Annotated in this window: 18 protein-coding genes; 2 read left to right on the top strand and 16 right to left on the bottom strand. The window is 73.9% G+C overall.

Translation table 11 applies throughout. The features are described 5' to 3' along the window. Positions 1 to 12: 12 nt before the first annotated feature. The 13 genes from QSK03_RS01705 to QSK03_RS01650 all read right to left on the bottom strand — a co-directional run bounded on the left by QSK03_RS01705 (position 13) and on the right by QSK03_RS01650 (position 10,006). Complete coding sequence (locus QSK03_RS01705) at positions 13 to 336, bottom strand: hypothetical protein (protein ID WP_285648219.1); 324 nt, start codon at positions 334 to 336, stop codon at positions 13 to 15. A 17-nt stretch (positions 337 to 353) separates the two neighbouring features. Continuing rightward, on the bottom strand, positions 354 to 1,427 hold the full coding sequence (gene hypE / locus QSK03_RS01700) for a hydrogenase expression/formation protein HypE (protein ID WP_285648582.1): 1,074 nt from the start codon (positions 1,425 to 1,427) through the stop codon (positions 354 to 356). A gap of 110 nt (positions 1,428 to 1,537) precedes the next feature. Further along, a complete protein-coding gene (gene hypD / locus QSK03_RS01695; protein ID WP_285648218.1) occupies positions 1,538 to 2,698 on the bottom strand; it encodes a hydrogenase formation protein HypD in 1,161 nt (386 codons plus the stop codon). Beyond that, positions 2,695 to 2,982: a HypC/HybG/HupF family hydrogenase formation chaperone gene (locus tag QSK03_RS01690; RefSeq protein WP_285648217.1), complete on the bottom strand. Its 288-nt coding sequence runs from the start codon at positions 2,980 to 2,982 to the stop codon at positions 2,695 to 2,697. The genes hypD and QSK03_RS01690 overlap by 4 nt, the downstream gene beginning before the upstream one ends. After that, on the bottom strand, positions 2,982 to 3,335 hold the full coding sequence (locus tag QSK03_RS01685; RefSeq protein ID WP_285648216.1) for a hydrogenase maturation nickel metallochaperone HypA: 354 nt from the start codon (positions 3,333 to 3,335) through the stop codon (positions 2,982 to 2,984). The genes QSK03_RS01690 and QSK03_RS01685 overlap by 1 nt, the downstream gene beginning before the upstream one ends. A 7-nt stretch (positions 3,336 to 3,342) precedes the next feature. Continuing rightward, positions 3,343 to 3,444, bottom strand: a complete 102-nt coding sequence (locus QSK03_RS33380) for a DUF6893 family small protein (RefSeq protein ID WP_502872108.1) — start codon at positions 3,442 to 3,444, stop codon at positions 3,343 to 3,345. Beyond that, positions 3,441 to 3,962 (bottom strand): hydrogenase maturation protease, encoded by a 522-nt coding sequence (locus QSK03_RS01680; RefSeq protein ID WP_285648215.1) that lies wholly within the window; start codon positions 3,960 to 3,962, stop codon positions 3,441 to 3,443. The genes QSK03_RS33380 and QSK03_RS01680 overlap by 4 nt, the downstream gene beginning before the upstream one ends. Further along, on the bottom strand, positions 3,959 to 5,347 hold the full coding sequence (locus QSK03_RS01675; protein ID WP_285648214.1) for a hypothetical protein: 1,389 nt from the start codon (positions 5,345 to 5,347) through the stop codon (positions 3,959 to 3,961). The genes QSK03_RS01680 and QSK03_RS01675 overlap by 4 nt, the downstream gene beginning before the upstream one ends. After that, positions 5,344 to 6,003, bottom strand: coding sequence for a DUF6084 family protein (locus QSK03_RS01670; protein WP_285648213.1), 660 nt, complete (start codon positions 6,001 to 6,003; stop codon positions 5,344 to 5,346). Before QSK03_RS01670 ends, QSK03_RS01675 begins: the two co-directional genes overlap by 4 nt. After that, on the bottom strand, positions 6,000 to 6,602 hold the full coding sequence (locus QSK03_RS01665) for a DUF5947 family protein (protein WP_285648212.1): 603 nt from the start codon (positions 6,600 to 6,602) through the stop codon (positions 6,000 to 6,002). Before QSK03_RS01665 ends, QSK03_RS01670 begins: the two co-directional genes overlap by 4 nt. Continuing rightward, a complete protein-coding gene (locus QSK03_RS01660) occupies positions 6,599 to 7,135 on the bottom strand; it encodes a NifU-related iron-sulfur-binding protein (RefSeq protein ID WP_285648211.1) in 537 nt (178 codons plus the stop codon). The genes QSK03_RS01665 and QSK03_RS01660 overlap by 4 nt, the downstream gene beginning before the upstream one ends. Position 7,136: 1 nt before the next feature. Then, positions 7,137 to 8,939, bottom strand: coding sequence for a nickel-dependent hydrogenase large subunit (locus QSK03_RS01655; RefSeq protein WP_285648210.1), 1,803 nt, complete (start codon positions 8,937 to 8,939; stop codon positions 7,137 to 7,139). A gap of 11 nt (positions 8,940 to 8,950) precedes the next feature. Then, complete coding sequence (locus tag QSK03_RS01650) at positions 8,951 to 10,006, bottom strand: NADH-quinone oxidoreductase subunit B family protein (protein WP_285648209.1); 1,056 nt, start codon at positions 10,004 to 10,006, stop codon at positions 8,951 to 8,953. 152 nt (positions 10,007 to 10,158) lie between these two features. Here QSK03_RS01650 and QSK03_RS01645 point away from each other — a divergent pair, with 152 nt between their 5' ends. Continuing rightward, positions 10,159 to 10,932 carry an isocitrate lyase/PEP mutase family protein gene (locus tag QSK03_RS01645; RefSeq protein WP_285648208.1) on the top strand — a complete coding sequence of 258 codons (774 nt, stop codon included), beginning with the start codon at positions 10,159 to 10,161 and terminating at the stop codon, positions 10,930 to 10,932. 43 nt (positions 10,933 to 10,975) lie between these two features. Here the strand turns inward: QSK03_RS01645 and QSK03_RS01640 are convergent, their stop codons facing one another. From QSK03_RS01640 to QSK03_RS01630, 3 genes are read right to left on the bottom strand one after another with little or no spacing between them, the layout of a single operon-like run. Next, a complete protein-coding gene (locus QSK03_RS01640) occupies positions 10,976 to 12,142 on the bottom strand; it encodes an aminotransferase class I/II-fold pyridoxal phosphate-dependent enzyme (protein WP_285648207.1) in 1,167 nt (388 codons plus the stop codon). Further along, positions 12,139 to 12,618, bottom strand: a complete 480-nt coding sequence (locus QSK03_RS01635; RefSeq protein ID WP_285648206.1) for an Lrp/AsnC family transcriptional regulator — start codon at positions 12,616 to 12,618, stop codon at positions 12,139 to 12,141. The genes QSK03_RS01640 and QSK03_RS01635 overlap by 4 nt, the downstream gene beginning before the upstream one ends. Before the next feature lie 11 nt (positions 12,619 to 12,629). Continuing rightward, on the bottom strand, positions 12,630 to 13,673 hold the full coding sequence (locus tag QSK03_RS01630) for a LacI family DNA-binding transcriptional regulator (protein ID WP_285648205.1): 1,044 nt from the start codon (positions 13,671 to 13,673) through the stop codon (positions 12,630 to 12,632). Positions 13,674 to 13,807: 134 nt separating this feature from the next. Here QSK03_RS01630 and QSK03_RS01625 point away from each other — a divergent pair, with 134 nt between their 5' ends. Further along, positions 13,808 to 14,767 (top strand): asparaginase, encoded by a 960-nt coding sequence (locus QSK03_RS01625; protein WP_285648204.1) that lies wholly within the window; start codon positions 13,808 to 13,810, stop codon positions 14,765 to 14,767. Positions 14,768 to 14,779: the final 12 nt, after the last annotated feature.

Genomic DNA, 14,779 nt, shown 5'->3' with positions numbered 1-14,779 from the left:
TCCTGCCCGGCGTCAGCCGCCCTGGTCGCCGGTGGGGAGGTCGGGGCTGCCCTCGGTCACCGGAGGGTTGGGGTGCACCCCGCGGGGCTCGTTCCCGCTCCCGTGGCCGTAGGGGCGCCCGGAGGCCCCCTTCTCCCCGGCCTTCTCCTCGTTCTCCCTCGCGATGTCCTCCGCGCGGGCGTTGATGCTCTCGCCGACCCCGAGCGGCGGCTGGGGAGCGGTCTCGGTGTCGGTCATCCCGTCGCGCTCCTCGCTCGACGGCTCGCGGCCGGGCCCGGGCTCAGGGGCGTTGGTGGCGTCGAACGCCTTGTTCGCGCCCTTCTCGGCGTCCTTCACGACTGTCCTCCTCGTGCTCAGCAGATGCGCGGCAGCGGGTCGCCGACGAGCAGGTCGACGATCCGGGTGCCGCCGAACGCGGTGCGCAGCAGCACCAGCCCCGGCGGGTCGTCGCCGACGTGGCCGATCACGGCGGCGCCCTCGCCCAGCGGGTGGGCCCGCAGGGCGGTCATCACCGCCTCCGTCCGGGACGGGTCGACGACCGCGACGAGCCGTCCCTCGCAGGCCACGTAGAGCGGGTCGATGCCCAGGAGCTCGGCGGCGCCGTTGACCTCCTCGCGCACCGGGACCGCCGCCTCGTCGACGACGATCGCGCCCTGCGAGGCGGTCGCGATCTCGTTGAGGATCGTGGCGACCCCGCCGCGGGTGGCGTCGCGCAGGACCCGGGCCCCGTCGCCGGCGGCGTCGAGCACCCCGGCGGCGAGCTCGTGCATCGGCGCGGTGTCGGACACGACGTCGGCCTCGATGTCGAGCTCCCCGCGCGCGAGCATCACGGTGACGCCGTGGTCGCCGATCGGCCCGGACACGATCACGGCGTCGCCGGGCCGGGCGGCCCCGGCGCTCAGGGTGACGGCGCGCTCGCGGACCCCGATGCCCGCCGTGGTGACGAAGCAGCCGTCGGCCTGCCCGCGGCGCACGACCTTGGTGTCACCGGTGACGATCGTGACCCCGGCCGCGGCGGCGGCGCGGGCCATCGAGGCGGCCACCCGTCGCAGGTCGGCGATCGGGAAGCCCTCCTCGAGGATGAACCCCGCCGACAGGTGCAGCGGCCGGGCGCCGCACACGGCCAGGTCGTTGACCGTGCCGTTCACCGCGAGGTCGCCGATGTCCCCGCCGGGGAAGAACAGTGGCGACACCACGAAGGAATCGGTGGTGAACGCCAGCCGGGCGTCGCCGACCTGCACCGACGCACCGTCCTCGAGCTGCTCGAGCACCGGGTTGCGGAAGGCCTCGACGAACACCGCCTCGATGAGGGTCTGGGTGGCCTTGCCGCCGGCGCCGTGGGCGAGGGTCACACGTTGCTCCCGGACCCGGGGTCTGCGACGGCGGGCCCGCTCGATGCGTTCGAGTACCTGCTCCTCGCTGCGCAGGTGCTCGGCGCCGGCGTGGGTCGCCACCGCCTCCTCGGCCCACCCGGCACGACGCTCGGTGCCGTTCCCGATCTCGTCGGTCATCCCGTTCGTGATCCCGTCCCGCGCGCTCATCGCAACACCACCGGGTCGGCCAGCGGGGTGGGCCCGGCCGAGCCGGCCCGGACCCGCGAACGGCTGAAGCGCCCGAAGTTGTAGTAGGCGGCGCAGGCGCCCTCCGAGGACACCATGCAGGTGCCGATCGGTGTCTCCGGCGTGCACGCGGTGCCGAAGACCTTGCACTCCCACGGTTCGAGGACGCCTTTGAGCACCTCTCCGCACTGGCAGGCCTTCGGATCCGCCACCCGCACGCCCGGCACGGCGAAGACCCGCTCGGCGTCGAAGCGCGCGTACGCCTCACGCACCTGCATGGCGGACTGGGAGATGAAGCCCAGGCCCCGCCACTCGAAATACGGTCGCAGCTCCATGACCTCGCCGATGACCTCGAGGGCCCGGCGGTTGCCGGCCCAGGGCACCACACGGCTGTACTGGTTCTCGACCTCGCAGCGTCCGTCGTGCAGTTGGCGCATCAGCTGGTACACCGACTGGAGGATGTCCAAGGGTTCGAAGCCGGCGGTCACCAGGGGCTTGCCGTGGCGGGCGGCGATGAACTCGTAGGGCCGGCAGCCGATCACGGTCGAGACGTGGCCAGGCCCGAGGAACCCGTCGAGGCGCAGGTCGGGGGAGTCCAGGATCGCCTTGATCGCCGGGATGATCGTCACGTGGTTGCAGAAGACCGAGAAGTTCTCGAGACCTTCGCGGGCCGCCCGGAGCACGGTCATGGCGGTGGAGGGCGCCGTGGTCTCGAAGCCGATGGCCATGAAGACCACGCGCTTGTCCGGATGCGCGCGGGCGATCTTGAGGGCGTCCAGCGGCGAGTAGACCATCCGGATGTCGGCGCCGGCGGCCTTGGCGTCGAAGAACGACCCGTCGCCGCCCGGGACCCGCATCATGTCCCCGAACGCGGTCATGATCACGTCGGGCTCCCCGGCGATGGCGATCGCGTCGTCGACCCGGCCCATGGGCAGCACGCACACCGGGCAGCCCGGGCCGTGCACCAGGCGGATCGACTCCGGCAGGTGGTCCTCGAGCCCGTGCTTGTAGATGGTGTGGGTGTGCCCACCGCACACCTCCATGAAGGCGTAGCGGCGCCCGGGCACGCAGAGCTCAGCGATCCGGGCGGCCAGCGCGCGGGCGGTGTCGGCGTCGCGGAACTCGTCGACGAACTTCATAGTCCCTCCCTCCCGACCGACGAGCCGGTGAACTCCGCGATCTCCTGGTCGTAGGCCGGTCCGAGGCCGTGCAGCATCTCCAGCGCCGCCCGGGCCTCCTCCTCGTCGATCTTGGCCAGCGCGAAGCCGACGTGGATGAGGACCCAGTCGCCGACGGCGAGGTCCTCCTCCTCGGTGATCAGCCCGACGTTGACCCGCCGCCGGACCCCGGCGACCGACACCAGCGCCAGGTCGGTCTCGTCGACGGGCATCTCCACCAGCTCACCCGGGATACCGAGGCACATCAGCCCACCTCCTGCGGTGTCGGAGCGACAGTGATCGATTCCAGGACCAGGTCGTCGCCGGTGACGAGCTCGAGGTCGTGGCCGCCGCAGCCGTCGCAGGTGACGACGAGCTCGTCCGCCCGCGTCGCCGCCCCGCAGTCGCGGCAGCGGACCTCGACGGGCACCTCGACGATCTCGACGCTCGCCCCGTCCGCGACGCCGCCGTCGGCGACGAGGGCGAAGGCCTGGTCGAAGACGGGGCGGTCGACGCGCTGCAGCACCCCGACCTGCACCCGCAGCGCGCGCACGGGCCGTCCGCGCGCCCGGGCCTCGACGGCCTCGAGCAGCGCGGCGGCCACCCCGAACTCGTGCATCGGGAGTTCACATGTCCCGGAGGCGGCGGTAGCGCTCGACGTCCTCGCGGTTGCGGTACACGGCCCACGCCCCGGCGCCGAGGAGGGCGAGCAGCAGAATCTTGATCATCGGATGGCTCCCGTGTCGGTGGTGGCGGTGAAGGGCTCGCCCGCGCGCAGGCGGGCGACGATGCGTCCGAGGACGTCGACGGCGTCGTCGACCGCGGCGGCGACGGGCGGGGTGAGCCCCATGCCGGCGCCCGTGGTCGCGGGCTCGCAGCCGAGGACCAGGACCCGGCGGAGCTCGGACGCGTCGACCCCGCGGGCCAGGGCGCCGACGAGGTCGAGGACGGCGTCGGGCTCCATGCCGTGCGGGTCGAAGGCGGCGTCCCCGCCGGCGCCCGCGAGGTCGTGCTCGTGCAGGGTCAGCGTCCCCGGCGCGCGGCCGCCGGGGTGGGCGTCGACGACGACGAGCACGTCGTAGCCCTCGAGCACCTGGTAGGCGAGGTGCATGCCGCGGATGCCGACGTCGACGACCTCGACGCCGGCGGGGAGGCCGCCGGCCGCGAGGAGGCGCCGGGCGACCTCCGAGCCGAACCCGTCGTCGGAGAAGAAGACGTTGCCGACGCCGGCGACGAGGATCCTCACGACGCCCCGTCCCGATCGCTCCGGCTCCGCTGCGCGTCCCGTCGCACCTCCAGCTCGTCGGGCCGGAAGTAGCGGTGGCGGCCGTGGGTGGCCTGCAGGTCGGCGCCGGGGTCGTCGACGAGCGACACCGCGACGTGCACGCCGCCGTCGACGTCGTGCAGGACGGCCTCGACGGTGGCGGCGGCGCCAGCGAGGAATGAGTCCTGGGCGTCGCCGCCGGGTCCGGGGCGCAGGACGACGGTGCTGCCGCGGGCGATCTCCACGCCGCCGACCAGGGCGGTGTCGGACGACGGGTCCACCGACGCGTCGGCGCCGGGGTCCCACCACGGGGTGCCCGGGGTCGCGAGGGTCGGGACCGGCTCGGCGCGGCCGCCCGGGCGGAACGTCCCGTGCAGCCGCTCGAACATCTCGGGGCCCATGGCGTCGAGCGCGTCGAGCAGGTCGGCGGCGCGCGGATCGGTCGCCCGCGCCTCCCGCTTCTCGGTGTCGGTGAGCGCCAGCGTCCGCAGGCTGAGGATCTCGTCGTTCTCGGTGCCGTCGAACAGGTCGGTCGGGCTCTCGGGCGCGAGCTGCGGGTGGTCGGACAGGATGATCGGCGAGGCGAGGACGAGGCGGGCGGTGCCGGGCGCACCGGCGAGCACCGGCCAGCTGTGCTCGTTGACGCAGTCGGCCACGGCGGGCGCCGCCCACTCCGGCGGGTCGGCGCTGGAGACGAACGCGCCGACGTCGAGACCCAGCACGGTGTGGGTCGCGACGAGCGAGCGCCGCAGGGCCTCGTCGCGGGGCAGGTCCGGGTCGGCCACGGTGTCGTTGACGACGTCGAGCCGCAGGCGCAGGACGCGGTACGGGCCGGGCACGGGCGTGGCGGTGAGCCGGGCGTGCCCCGCGATCGCCCGGGTCCGCCGCACGTACGCGCCCGGCTCGACCCCGCGGGCGTCGTGGATCGGCGTGCGGACCTCGGTGGCCTGCCCCGTGATCGGCATGGTGATCGGGCGCTGCCCCAGCGCGTCGACGGGCACCGCCGCGTGCAGCTCGCGGGTCAGGCCCTCGTCCCAGCCGAAGTGGGGGACGTCGTCGACGGTGAGCCGGTCGCGCACCCGGCCCCCGCGGTCGACGACCACCCGCTCCTGCACCTGCAGGAACCGCACCCGGACGCGCAGCACCGCGCCGGCCCGCGGCTCGAGGAGCAGCTCGGTCCGGCTCCGGGAGGGCTCGGCGAGGCGCTCGGACGTCGCGGGCGGCACCAGCACGCCGAACTGCCAGCGCAGCGCGTTCTTCTGCGCCGACGCCCGGTACGGGTAGAGCAGGTAGCCCTCGAGGAGGACGGCGTCGGCGACGGCGGCGACCTCGGCCAGCGGGTCGCGGGGGTCGGCGGGCGCGCTCACGGGTCACGCTCCAGGAGCGCGTCGACCGTCTGCTCCCAGCTCGGCAGCGCCCGGGCGGCCCGCCAGGCGGCCAGCGCGTCGAACGTGCGTGCGGGCAGCGGCAGCCACGTCGTCCCGCCGTAGTGCGCGGTCATCATCGCCGTCCACACGGCCACCGGGAGCCGGAACGCCGCCTCGCTGCTCCACGGCACGAGACCCACCTGCACGCCGGTGCCCCCGTCGTAGAACACCGTCCCGCTGAACAGGAGCAGCAGCGGGATCTCGCCGGCGTCGAGCCCGCGCAGGTAGCGGGTCGAGGCGATCTCGGCGTCGCTCGTCAGCGGCACCTCGAGGACGGCGCGGTGCTCGCCGGCGAACCCCGGGGTCACGGTCGCGACCGTCGCGAGCTGCATCGGGTTGAGCGTGCGGCCCCAGCGCTCGGGGTCGCCGAACACCTCGACCAGCCGGGCCTGCTCCTCGGCGGCGTAGCGGCGGCGGGCGGGCTCGATGCGGATCTGGGTGCGCAGGGCCAGGGCGTGGATGCGGGTGCCGGTGGTCTCGGTGACGGTGAGGTGCAGGCGCAGGGTCGGGGTCAGCGCGCTCGCGTCGTGGTCGGCACCGGTGACCGCGAAGCGCAGCTCCGGACCGGGGTCGGGGCGGGGGAAGGGCAGGGTCACGGCGTCACCTCGCGGGCGCGCGCGAGGGCGTCGTCGAAGAAGCCGTCGATGTGGGCCCAGGCCTCCGCGCCGCCGTCGAAGCCGCGCCAGTGCCGGCGCACGAGCCCGACGAGCCGGTAGCAGGCGTCGATCGGCACGAGCAGGCAGGCGGCCGGCTCGCGGCGCACGAGCAGGGCCTCGACCTCGGGCTCGAGGAGCCCGGCGAGCGCACCGGCGCCGACGCCGTCGGCCCAGGACGCGAGATCCAGGTCGCTCTCCGTGGCCCCCGCCGGGCTCGGGTAGCAGGCGAGGACCCGGTCGTCGGTGCGCAGGAAGAACGCCAGGCCCACGGGGATCTGCAGGGCGTCCCACTGGGCGTCGGTGAGGACGAAGGCGGGGTCGACGAGGTGGCGGTCGGGCACGCGGCGGTAGCCGCCCGCGCCGTGGTCGAACAGCAGCGCGCAGGCCCGGCAGGCACAGCGCAGCGAGCGCTCGGCCGGGTGGACGAGGTGGGGGTGCTCGGCGGGGACCTCCTCGGCGCACAGCTCGCAGCGCTCCACCGGCGGGGCGGTCACCCGTGGCGTGAGGTACCGGCGCAGCCCGCCCACCTCGGCGGTCATGCCCCGGCCGCCGGGGTGTTCTCGGGCGGCCGCAGCCCGATCTGGAGCAGGGCGGGCCCCGGCTCCCCGGCCGAGAACTCGACGGCCGCGATCTCGGGCGCGAGCTCTGCGACCGCGGTCCGCACGACGTCGCGCACGGTCTCCGAGGAGGCCCCGCACCCGGCGGCGAGGACGACGTGGACCGTGCCGGTGTGGGCGTCGACGCGGTCGAGGGCGACGCCGCTGCCGTGGCTGCCCAGGCGCCGCCGGGCGGTGTCGAGCGCGTGGCCGACGCGGTCGGTGAGCTCGACGGGGTGCAGGTCGTGCAGCGCCAGCAGGGCCGCGACGAGCGGGTCGGCCGCCAGCCGGTGCACCAGCGCGTCGCCGGCCCCGAGGCGCGCGATCGCGACGACCCGCTCGAGTCCCGCCCCGTAGAACTCCATGAGCACGCGCACGAGGTCGTCGCCGATCTCGCGGGCGGCGGGCTGGGCCGACAGCTCGTCGAGCAGCGCGGCGATCTGCTCGGCGACGGCCCCGGGGTCGGGGCTCGCCATCTCAGGGCAGGTTGAGCTGGGTGGGGGAGGTCTCCCGGTGCAGCTGCTTCCCGCCGCCGAGGTACATGTGCACGCCGCAGGGCAGGCACGGGTCGAAACTGCGGACCGCCCGCATGATGTCGATGCCCTTGAAGGTGTCCGGGCTGTTCTCCTCGAAGATCGGGGTGTTCTGCACCGCGTCCTCGTAGGGCCCCGGCGTGCCGAACTTGTCGCGGACGCTGCCGTTCCACGGCGTCGGCGGGTAGGGGTGGTAGTTCGCGATCTTCCCGTCGCGCACGACCATGTGGTGGGACAGGACGCCGCGCACCGCCTCGGTGAAGCCGCAGCTCACGGACTCGTCGGGGACGACGAACGATTCCCAGGTCTTCGTGTGCCCGCCGCGGACCTCGGCCAGCGCCTTCTCGAGGAAGTGCAGCGCGGCCGCCGCGGCGTAGGCCTGGAAGTAGGTCCGGGCGCGGTCGCGCTCGATGGCGTTCGAGAGCGGGCGGCCCTGTTTGTCGGTCGGCGGGGTCCAGGTGAAGGTGCGCTCCGGGCGGTTCACCGTCCGCGGGAGGTTGATGTCGACGCTGTGGCCGGTGGCCGTGACGTAGCCGATGTCGACCAGACCGGCCAGCGCCGTGGCCCAGAGCCGGGCGATCGGGCCGCCGCCGGTGTCGAGCGGGAGGTGGTCGGTGCCGTCGAACCAGCGCGGCGACATCGTCCACGAGTACTTGTCGTCGAAGTCGCGCTTCTGTGGCGCGGGGATCGTGTGCTGGTTCCAGGGGTGGTCCTGCGAGACCGGGTTGCCGAGCGGGTCCTGCCGCACGAACAGCGGCTGGTCCTCCCAGCCCCGGTAGAACGAGCTGCCGAGCAGGATCCGGATCCCGAGGTTGATCTCGACGAGGTCGGTGGTGACCAGCTTCCCGTCGACGACGACGCCCGGGGTGACGAACATCTTGCGTCCCCAGTTCGTCATCGTGCGGTAGTCGAAGTCGCAGTGCTCGGGGTCGTTCAGCGAGCCCCAGCAGCCGAGCAGCACCCGACGGCGCCCGACCTCCTCGTAGCCGGGCAGCGCCTCGTACATGAAGTCGAAGAGATCGTCGTGCATCGGCACGACGCGCTTCATGAACTCGACGTACCACATGAGCCGGGTCATGTAGTCGGTGAACAGCTGGATGGTCGCCACCGTGCCGACGCCGCCCGGGTAGAGCGTCGACGGGTGGACGTGGCGGCCCTCCATGAGGCAGAACATCTCGCGCGTGTACCGGCTGACCTTGAGGGTCTCGCGGTAGAACTCGCCGGTGAACGGGTTGAGCGCCCGCATGATGTCGCCGATGGTCCGGTAGCCGTGCTCGGCGGCGCCGCGGGCCTCGGTGCGGTTCGCGAGCTCCAGCACCCCGGGGTTGGTCTCCGCGATCATCTTCTCGCAGAAGTCCACACCGACCAGATTGTCCTGGTAGAGGTTGTGGTCGAACATGTACTCGGCGGCCTCGCCGAGGTTGATGATCCATTCTCCGAGGTGCGGCGGGCGCACCCCGTAGGCCATGTTCTGGTTGTAGACCGAGCAGGTCGCGTGGTTGTCGCCGCAGATGCCGCAGATCCGGCTCGTGATGAAGTGCGCGTCGCGCGGGTCCTTGCCCTTCATGAAGATGGAGTAGCCGCGGAAGATCGACGACGTGGAGTGGCACTCCGCGACGCGCTTCGCCGCAAAATCGATCTTCGTGTAGATGCCGAGGCTGCCGACGATCCGGGTGATCGGGTCCCACGCCATCTCGACGAGGTCGGTCTTCTGGCCGGTGCTGCTCTTCGGTGCGGTGGCGGTCATGGCGGGCCTCCTCAGAACGCGACGGGCTGGTAGCCGGTCCGCAGCGAACGCCCGGGGGCCCGCCAGCGCGGCTCCTGGTCGACCTTCTTGGCCGTGATGTCGCGCAGCTTGCGGATCGCCACGCCGTAGGCGCCGCTGGCGGCGCCGGAGACCTTGCTGCCGGGCGGGGCGTCCATGAACGGCATGAACTTGTCGGGGAAGCCGGGCATCGTGCAGCCGATGCAGATGCCGCCGACGTTGGGGCAGCCGCCGACCCCGTTGATCCAGCCGCGCTTGGGCACGTTGCACTTCACGACCGGGCCCCAGCAGCCGAGCTTCACCAGGCACTCCGGCGAGCCGTACTCCGTGGCGAACTGGCCCTGCTCGTAGTAGCCGCCACGGTCGCAGCCCTCGTGCACGGTCTTGCCGAACAGCCACGTCGGGCGGCCCGCCTCGTCGAGCGGGATCATCGGCGCCGAGCCGACGGCCTGGTAGAGCAGGTAGAGGATCGTCTCGGAGAGGTTGTCGGGGTGCACGGGGCAGCCGGGCACGTTGACGATCGGCAGGCCGGCCGTGGACGTCCACCCGTGGCCCAGGTAGTCGGCGACGCCCATCGCGCCGGTCGGGTTGCCGGCCATGGCGTGGATGCCGCCGTAGGTCGCGCAGGTGCCGACGGCGAGGATGCCCAGCGCCTTGGGGGCGAGGCGGTCGATCCACTCGCTGGTGGTCATCGGCTGCCCGGTCTCGGGGTTGTTGCCGAACCCGCACCAGTAGCCCTCGGGCTTGATCGCCTCGTTGGGGATCGAGCCCTCGATCACGAGGACGAAGGGGCCGTCGAGCTCGCCGCGCTCGGCGCGGAAGAACCACTCGATGAACGTGTCCGCGCCCTTGTCCGGCCCCGACTCGAAGTCGATCAGCGGCCAGTGCACGGCGACCTTCGGCAGACCGGGCAGGGCGCCGAGCGCGATCTCCTCGATGCTGGGCTGGGTGGCCGCCGTCAGGGCCACCGAGTCGCCGTCGCAGCTGAGCCCGGCGTTGATCCAGAGGATGTGGACCGTGGTGTCGTCGTGCGAGGCGAATGAGGTCACGGCGTTTCCCCCGGCCGGTCGACGGCGGTGGGGCAGGTGGTGGTCCGCCGAGGTCAGCCAGGCTGCCAGCGGCCCCGGGACCCGGTAAGTGACCGGATCACGTAGGGGCCGGACGCAGTGTGGGTGCCCTCTCCCGGGGTACGGGGACCTCCATGAGCACCGCTGACAAGGCCGCCGAGCTCCGGCGCCTGCACACCGATCCCGAGCTGCTCGTCGTCGTCAACGTCTGGGACGCGATCACCGCGACGACGGTCGCGAACACCCCCGGGACGAAGGCCCTCGCCACCGCCAGCCACGGCATCGCCGCGTCGCGCGGCTACCCGGACGGCGAGGTCATCCCGCGCGACGAGATGATCGCCGAGGTCGGCCTCATCGCCCGGCAGACCGAGCTGCCCGTCACCGCCGACCTCGAGGCCGGCTACGGCGATCCGGGCGGCACGATCGCCCGCGCCATCGACGTCGGGATCGCCGGGGCGAACCTCGAGGACCAGCTCAAGCCGCTGCCCGAGGCCGTGGCGGCCGTCGAGGCCGCGGTGGCCGCCGCCGAGAAGGCCGGCGTGCCGTTCGCGCTCAACGCCCGCACCGACGCCTGGGTGCGCGGCGGGGACCGCGACCCGCAGGTCATCCTCGACGACGCGATCGAGCGCGGGCGCGCCTACCTCGAGGCCGGCGCGACCTCGTTCTTCGTGCCGGGCAGGCTGTCCGAGGAGACGATCGAGGCGCTCGTCGCGGCGCTGGGGGAGCGGACGGTCAACGTCATCGGCGTGCCCGGGATGCCGGGGACGCGCCGGCTCGCCGAGCTGGGCGTCGCACGGTGCTCGTTCGGCCCGTGGAGCCAGAACGTCGCGCTCACGGCCCTCGCGCAGCTCGCCGAGGACGCCTACGCCGGCGGCGGCCTCCCCGCGGGCACCCGCAAGTTGAACTGAATCGTATGTGAGCAGTTGGCGCCCCTCCCGGAGCGCCAACTGCTCACGTACGGGAGGCGAGGAAGCGGCCCACGCGCTCGAGGGCCTCCTCGAGGAGGGGGAGGGCGGTGGCGTAGGAGCAGCGGACGTGGCCCTCGCCCGACGGCCCGAAGACGTCGCCGGGCACGACGGCCACCTTCTGCTCGTTCAGCAGCTGCTCGGCGAAGTCCTGCGACGACAGCCCGCTGGCCCGGATCGAGGGGAACGCGTAGAACGCCCCGCCCGGCTCCGGGCACGTCAGGCCGAGCTCGTCGAGGCCCTTGACGAACAGCCGGCGGCGCCGGTCGTAGTCGGCGACCATCTCGGTGACGTCGGCGTCGGCACTCTTGAGTGCCTCGATCGCCGCGACCTGGCTGACGTGCGGGGCGCACAGCATCGTGTACTGGTGGATGCGGTGCATCAGCGCCGCCAGCGGCTCCGGCGCGCACACGTAGCCCACGCGCCAGCCGGTCATCGCGTACGACTTCGAGAAGCCGTTGAGCACGACCGTGCGGTCCCACGCCCCGTCCACCGCCGCCGTGCTCGTGTGCGTGCCGGTGTAGGTCAGCCGGTCGTAGATCTCGTCGCTGATCAGCCAGAAGTCCTCGCGCTGCGCCAGCGCGGCGAGCGCGGTGAGGTCCGCGGCCGACTGGGCCGCGCCCGTCGGGTTCGACGGCGAGCCGAACAGCACGGCCTTGGTCCGCGGGGTCACGGCCTGCGCGATGCGCTCGGCGTCGATCCGGTAGCCCTGCGCCGGGTCGGCGGCCACCGGCACCGGCACGCCGCCCGCGAACGCCACGCACGGCTGGTAGGCCACGTACGACGGCTCCGGGACGATGACCTCGTCGCCGGGGTTGAGCAGCGCCCGCAGCGTGAGGTCGAGCCCCTCGGACACGCCCGACGTCACCAGGCACTCGTCCTCGGGCCGGTAGGTCGTGCCGTGCCGCGCGGCGAGCTCGGCGCAGATCAGCTCGCGCAGCTCCAGCAGCCCGGAGTTGCCGGTGTAGGTCGTGGCGCCGCGGCTCAGCGCGTGGATCGCCGACTCCCGCACGCCCCACGGCGTCGGGAAGTCGGGCTCGCCGACGCCGAGGGTGATGACGCCCTTCATCGTCTGCGCCAGGTCGAAGAACTTGCGGATGCCCGACGGCGGGCAGGCCTCGACGACCCTCGAGAACGGCTTCTGCGGCTTCACGGCATCACCGAGAGACGCTGGTCCGGCTCGGGCTCGGTCAGGAGCTGGCCGTCGTCCTTGTAGCGCCGCAGCAGGAAGTGGGTGCTGGTGGCGGTCACGCGCTCGACGCCCGAGAGCTTCTGAGCGACGAAGTCGGCCACCTCCTTCATCGAGGCGCCCTCGACCTCGACCCGCAGGTCCTGCGCCCCGCTCACCAGGTGCACCGCGCGGATCTCGCGGAACTTCGCGATCCGCTCGGCGACGTCGTCGAACCCGCGGCCGCGCTCGGGGGCGACGGTGACGTCGACGAACGCGGTGACGCGGTCCTCGCCGAGCCGGTCGCGGTCGATCACCGTCTTGTACCGGCGGATGACGCCCTCGGCCTCCCACGCCGCGATCTGCGCGCGGACCTCGTCCTCCGCGATCCCGGTGAGCGCCGCGATGCGGTCGGGTGTCGCACGGGCGTCGGACTCGAGCACGCTGAGGATCTCGCGCATGGCCACCGACCCTAGTCGGCACCCGGGGAGCCCGCGGGACGGCCGGGCCCGGACGACTCGCGGGCCATCAGCCGCGGCCGCAGCCGGACCGAGCGCACCGTCCGGCCCGCGGCGCGGTCGAGCAGGCGCGCCATCCCGACGCGGCCCATCTCGGTCATCGGGGACGCGATGGTGGTCAGCGGGATCGGCAGCTCCGCGGCGAGCGGGACGTCGTTGTAGCCGACCACCGCGACGTCGTCGCCGATGCGCAGCCCGGCCGAGCGCACGGCGCCCATGACGCCGATGGCGGTGAAGTCGTTCACCGCGAACAGCGCGGTCGGGCGCGGCCGCACGGCGAGCAGCGCGTCGGCGACCTCGCGGCCCCCGGACACGTCGTAGCGGCTGGGCAGCACCAGCTCCTCGGGCACCGGGAGGCCGGCCTCGGCGTAGCGCTCGCGGAACCCGCGGGTGCGCTCGACGCCGGTGCTGGAGTAGGTCCGCCCGGCGACCACGCCGACGCGCTCGTGGCCGAGGGCGAGCAGGTGCTCGGCGACCAGGCGTCCCCCGCGCAGGTCGTCGGTGGTCACCGACAGGTGTCCGCGCGAGCGCCGCGAGACGAGCACGTAGGGCAGGCCGTCGGCGGCGAGCCCGGCGAGCAGGTCGTCGTCGGTCAGGCGCGCGTCGCCGAGGACGACGCCGTCGACGCGCCGGTCGCGCAGGGTGGCGAGGCGGCGCCGGCGGGTCTCGGGGTCGTCGCCGGTGTTCGCCACGAACGTCTGGAAGCCGGCCTCCGCCGCGGCGGCGTCCAGCCCCTCGTAGATCGTCGCGAGCACCACGTCGGTGAGGCGGGGGACCAGGACCCCGATGAGCCCGCTGCGCCGCGTGCGCAGGCCGACGGCCGCCGGGTCGGGGCGGTAGCCGAGCTCGTCGGCCACGCGGCGTACCCGCCCGACGGTGTCGGCGGCGATGCCGCTCTCGCCGCGCAGGGCCCGCGAGACCGTCGACGCGTGCACCCCGGCGACCCGGGCGACCTCGGCGATCGTCGGGTGCCGGCGGGGGACGCTGCGGGGGACCACGGACTCGGTTCTACCGGATGCCGCGGGCCCGGCGTCGTCACGCCACGTCACGGGTTCGTCGCTCTCTTGTGTTCATCGCAATCGTTTGCTTAATGTCTGACGAAATCGATTGCAACCGCCGAACGGGAGGTGCGATGTCCGTCCTCCTCGTCGCCACGGGCGGCACGATCGCGAGCACGGCCGACGGCGGCGCCGGGCTCGCGGCCCGCCTCGACGGCGCCCGGCTGCTAGCGGCGGCGGGGGGAGCGCCGGCCGGAGCCGGGCCGGTGGAGGTCCTCGACCTCGCCACCGCGCCGAGCTTCGCGCTCGGGATGGATGACGTGCTGCGCCTGCGCGCGACCGTCGCCGAAGCCCTCGAGAACGGCGCGGCCGGCGTCGTCGTCACCCACGGCACCGACACGATGGAGGAGACCGCCTATGGGCTGGACCTCCTGCTCGACGACCCGCGCCCGGTGGTCCTCACCGGCGCGCAGCGGGCCGCCGACGAGCCGGGTGCCGACGGGCCGGCCAACCTGCGCGACGCCCTCACCCTCGCCGCCGACCCCGGTGTCCGCGACGACGGCGTGCTGCTCTGCTTCGACGGGCGGGCGCACGCCGCCCGCGGCGTCGCGAAGCGCCACACCCTCGCGACCGGGGCGTTCGCGTCACCGCTCGCGCTGCACCGCGTCGTCGACGGCACGGTCCACCGGCTGGCCCGGCCGGTGTCGCGTCCGTCCCTGCCGGTCCCGACGTACGCGCCGCCGCGCGTCGACGTCGTCGCCTGCCACCTCGGCGCCGACGGGACGTTCGTGCGCGCCGCCGTCGCGGCCGGGGCCCGGGGGGTCGTGCTCGCCGCCACCGGCGCCGGCAACGCCACGCCCGCGGTCGTGGACGCGGTCGGCGCGGCGGTGGACGCCGGCGTCACCGTGCTCGTGGCCAGCCGCGTCGCCGAGGGCCCCGTCTCGCCGCGCTACGCCGGCGGGGGCGCCGCCCTGGCCGCGCACGGCGCGCGCTTCGCCGGCGACCTCGGCCCCTGGCAGGCCCGGGTGCTGCTCGCCCTCGCCCTGGCCGCCGATCCCGACGATCCCGGCCGGTTCCTCGACCCCCACCTGTGACCAGGAGGAGAA

It is taken from the genome of Actinomycetospora sp. NBRC 106375, from assembly GCF_030269665.1.
Classification (GTDB): domain Bacteria; phylum Actinomycetota; class Actinomycetes; order Mycobacteriales; family Pseudonocardiaceae; genus Actinomycetospora.
Note: the sequence above shows the minus strand (reverse complement) of the source record. Positions and strands in the feature narration are given on the sequence as shown.

Coding starts and splice junctions, on each gene's coding strand:
- hypD (WP_285648218.1), bottom strand. CDS start 2,698: ATGAAGTTCGTCGACGAGTTCCGCGACGCCGACACCGCCCGCGCGCTG.
- QSK03_RS01690 (WP_285648217.1), bottom strand. CDS start 2,982: ATGTGCCTCGGTATCCCGGGTGAGCTGGTGGAGATGCCCGTCGACGAG.
- QSK03_RS01685 (WP_285648216.1), bottom strand. CDS start 3,335: ATGCACGAGTTCGGGGTGGCCGCCGCGCTGCTCGAGGCCGTCGAGGCC.
- QSK03_RS33380 (WP_502872108.1), bottom strand. CDS start 3,444: ATGATCAAGATTCTGCTGCTCGCCCTCCTCGGCGCCGGGGCGTGGGCC.
- QSK03_RS01665 (WP_285648212.1), bottom strand. CDS start 6,602: ATGACCGCCGAGGTGGGCGGGCTGCGCCGGTACCTCACGCCACGGGTG.
- QSK03_RS01660 (WP_285648211.1), bottom strand. CDS start 7,135: ATGGCGAGCCCCGACCCCGGGGCCGTCGCCGAGCAGATCGCCGCGCTG.
- QSK03_RS01655 (WP_285648210.1), bottom strand. CDS start 8,939: ATGACCGCCACCGCACCGAAGAGCAGCACCGGCCAGAAGACCGACCTC.
- QSK03_RS01645 (WP_285648208.1), top strand. CDS start 10,159: ATGAGCACCGCTGACAAGGCCGCCGAGCTCCGGCGCCTGCACACCGAT.
- QSK03_RS01635 (WP_285648206.1), bottom strand. CDS start 12,618: ATGCGCGAGATCCTCAGCGTGCTCGAGTCCGACGCCCGTGCGACACCC.
- QSK03_RS01625 (WP_285648204.1), top strand. CDS start 13,808: ATGTCCGTCCTCCTCGTCGCCACGGGCGGCACGATCGCGAGCACGGCC.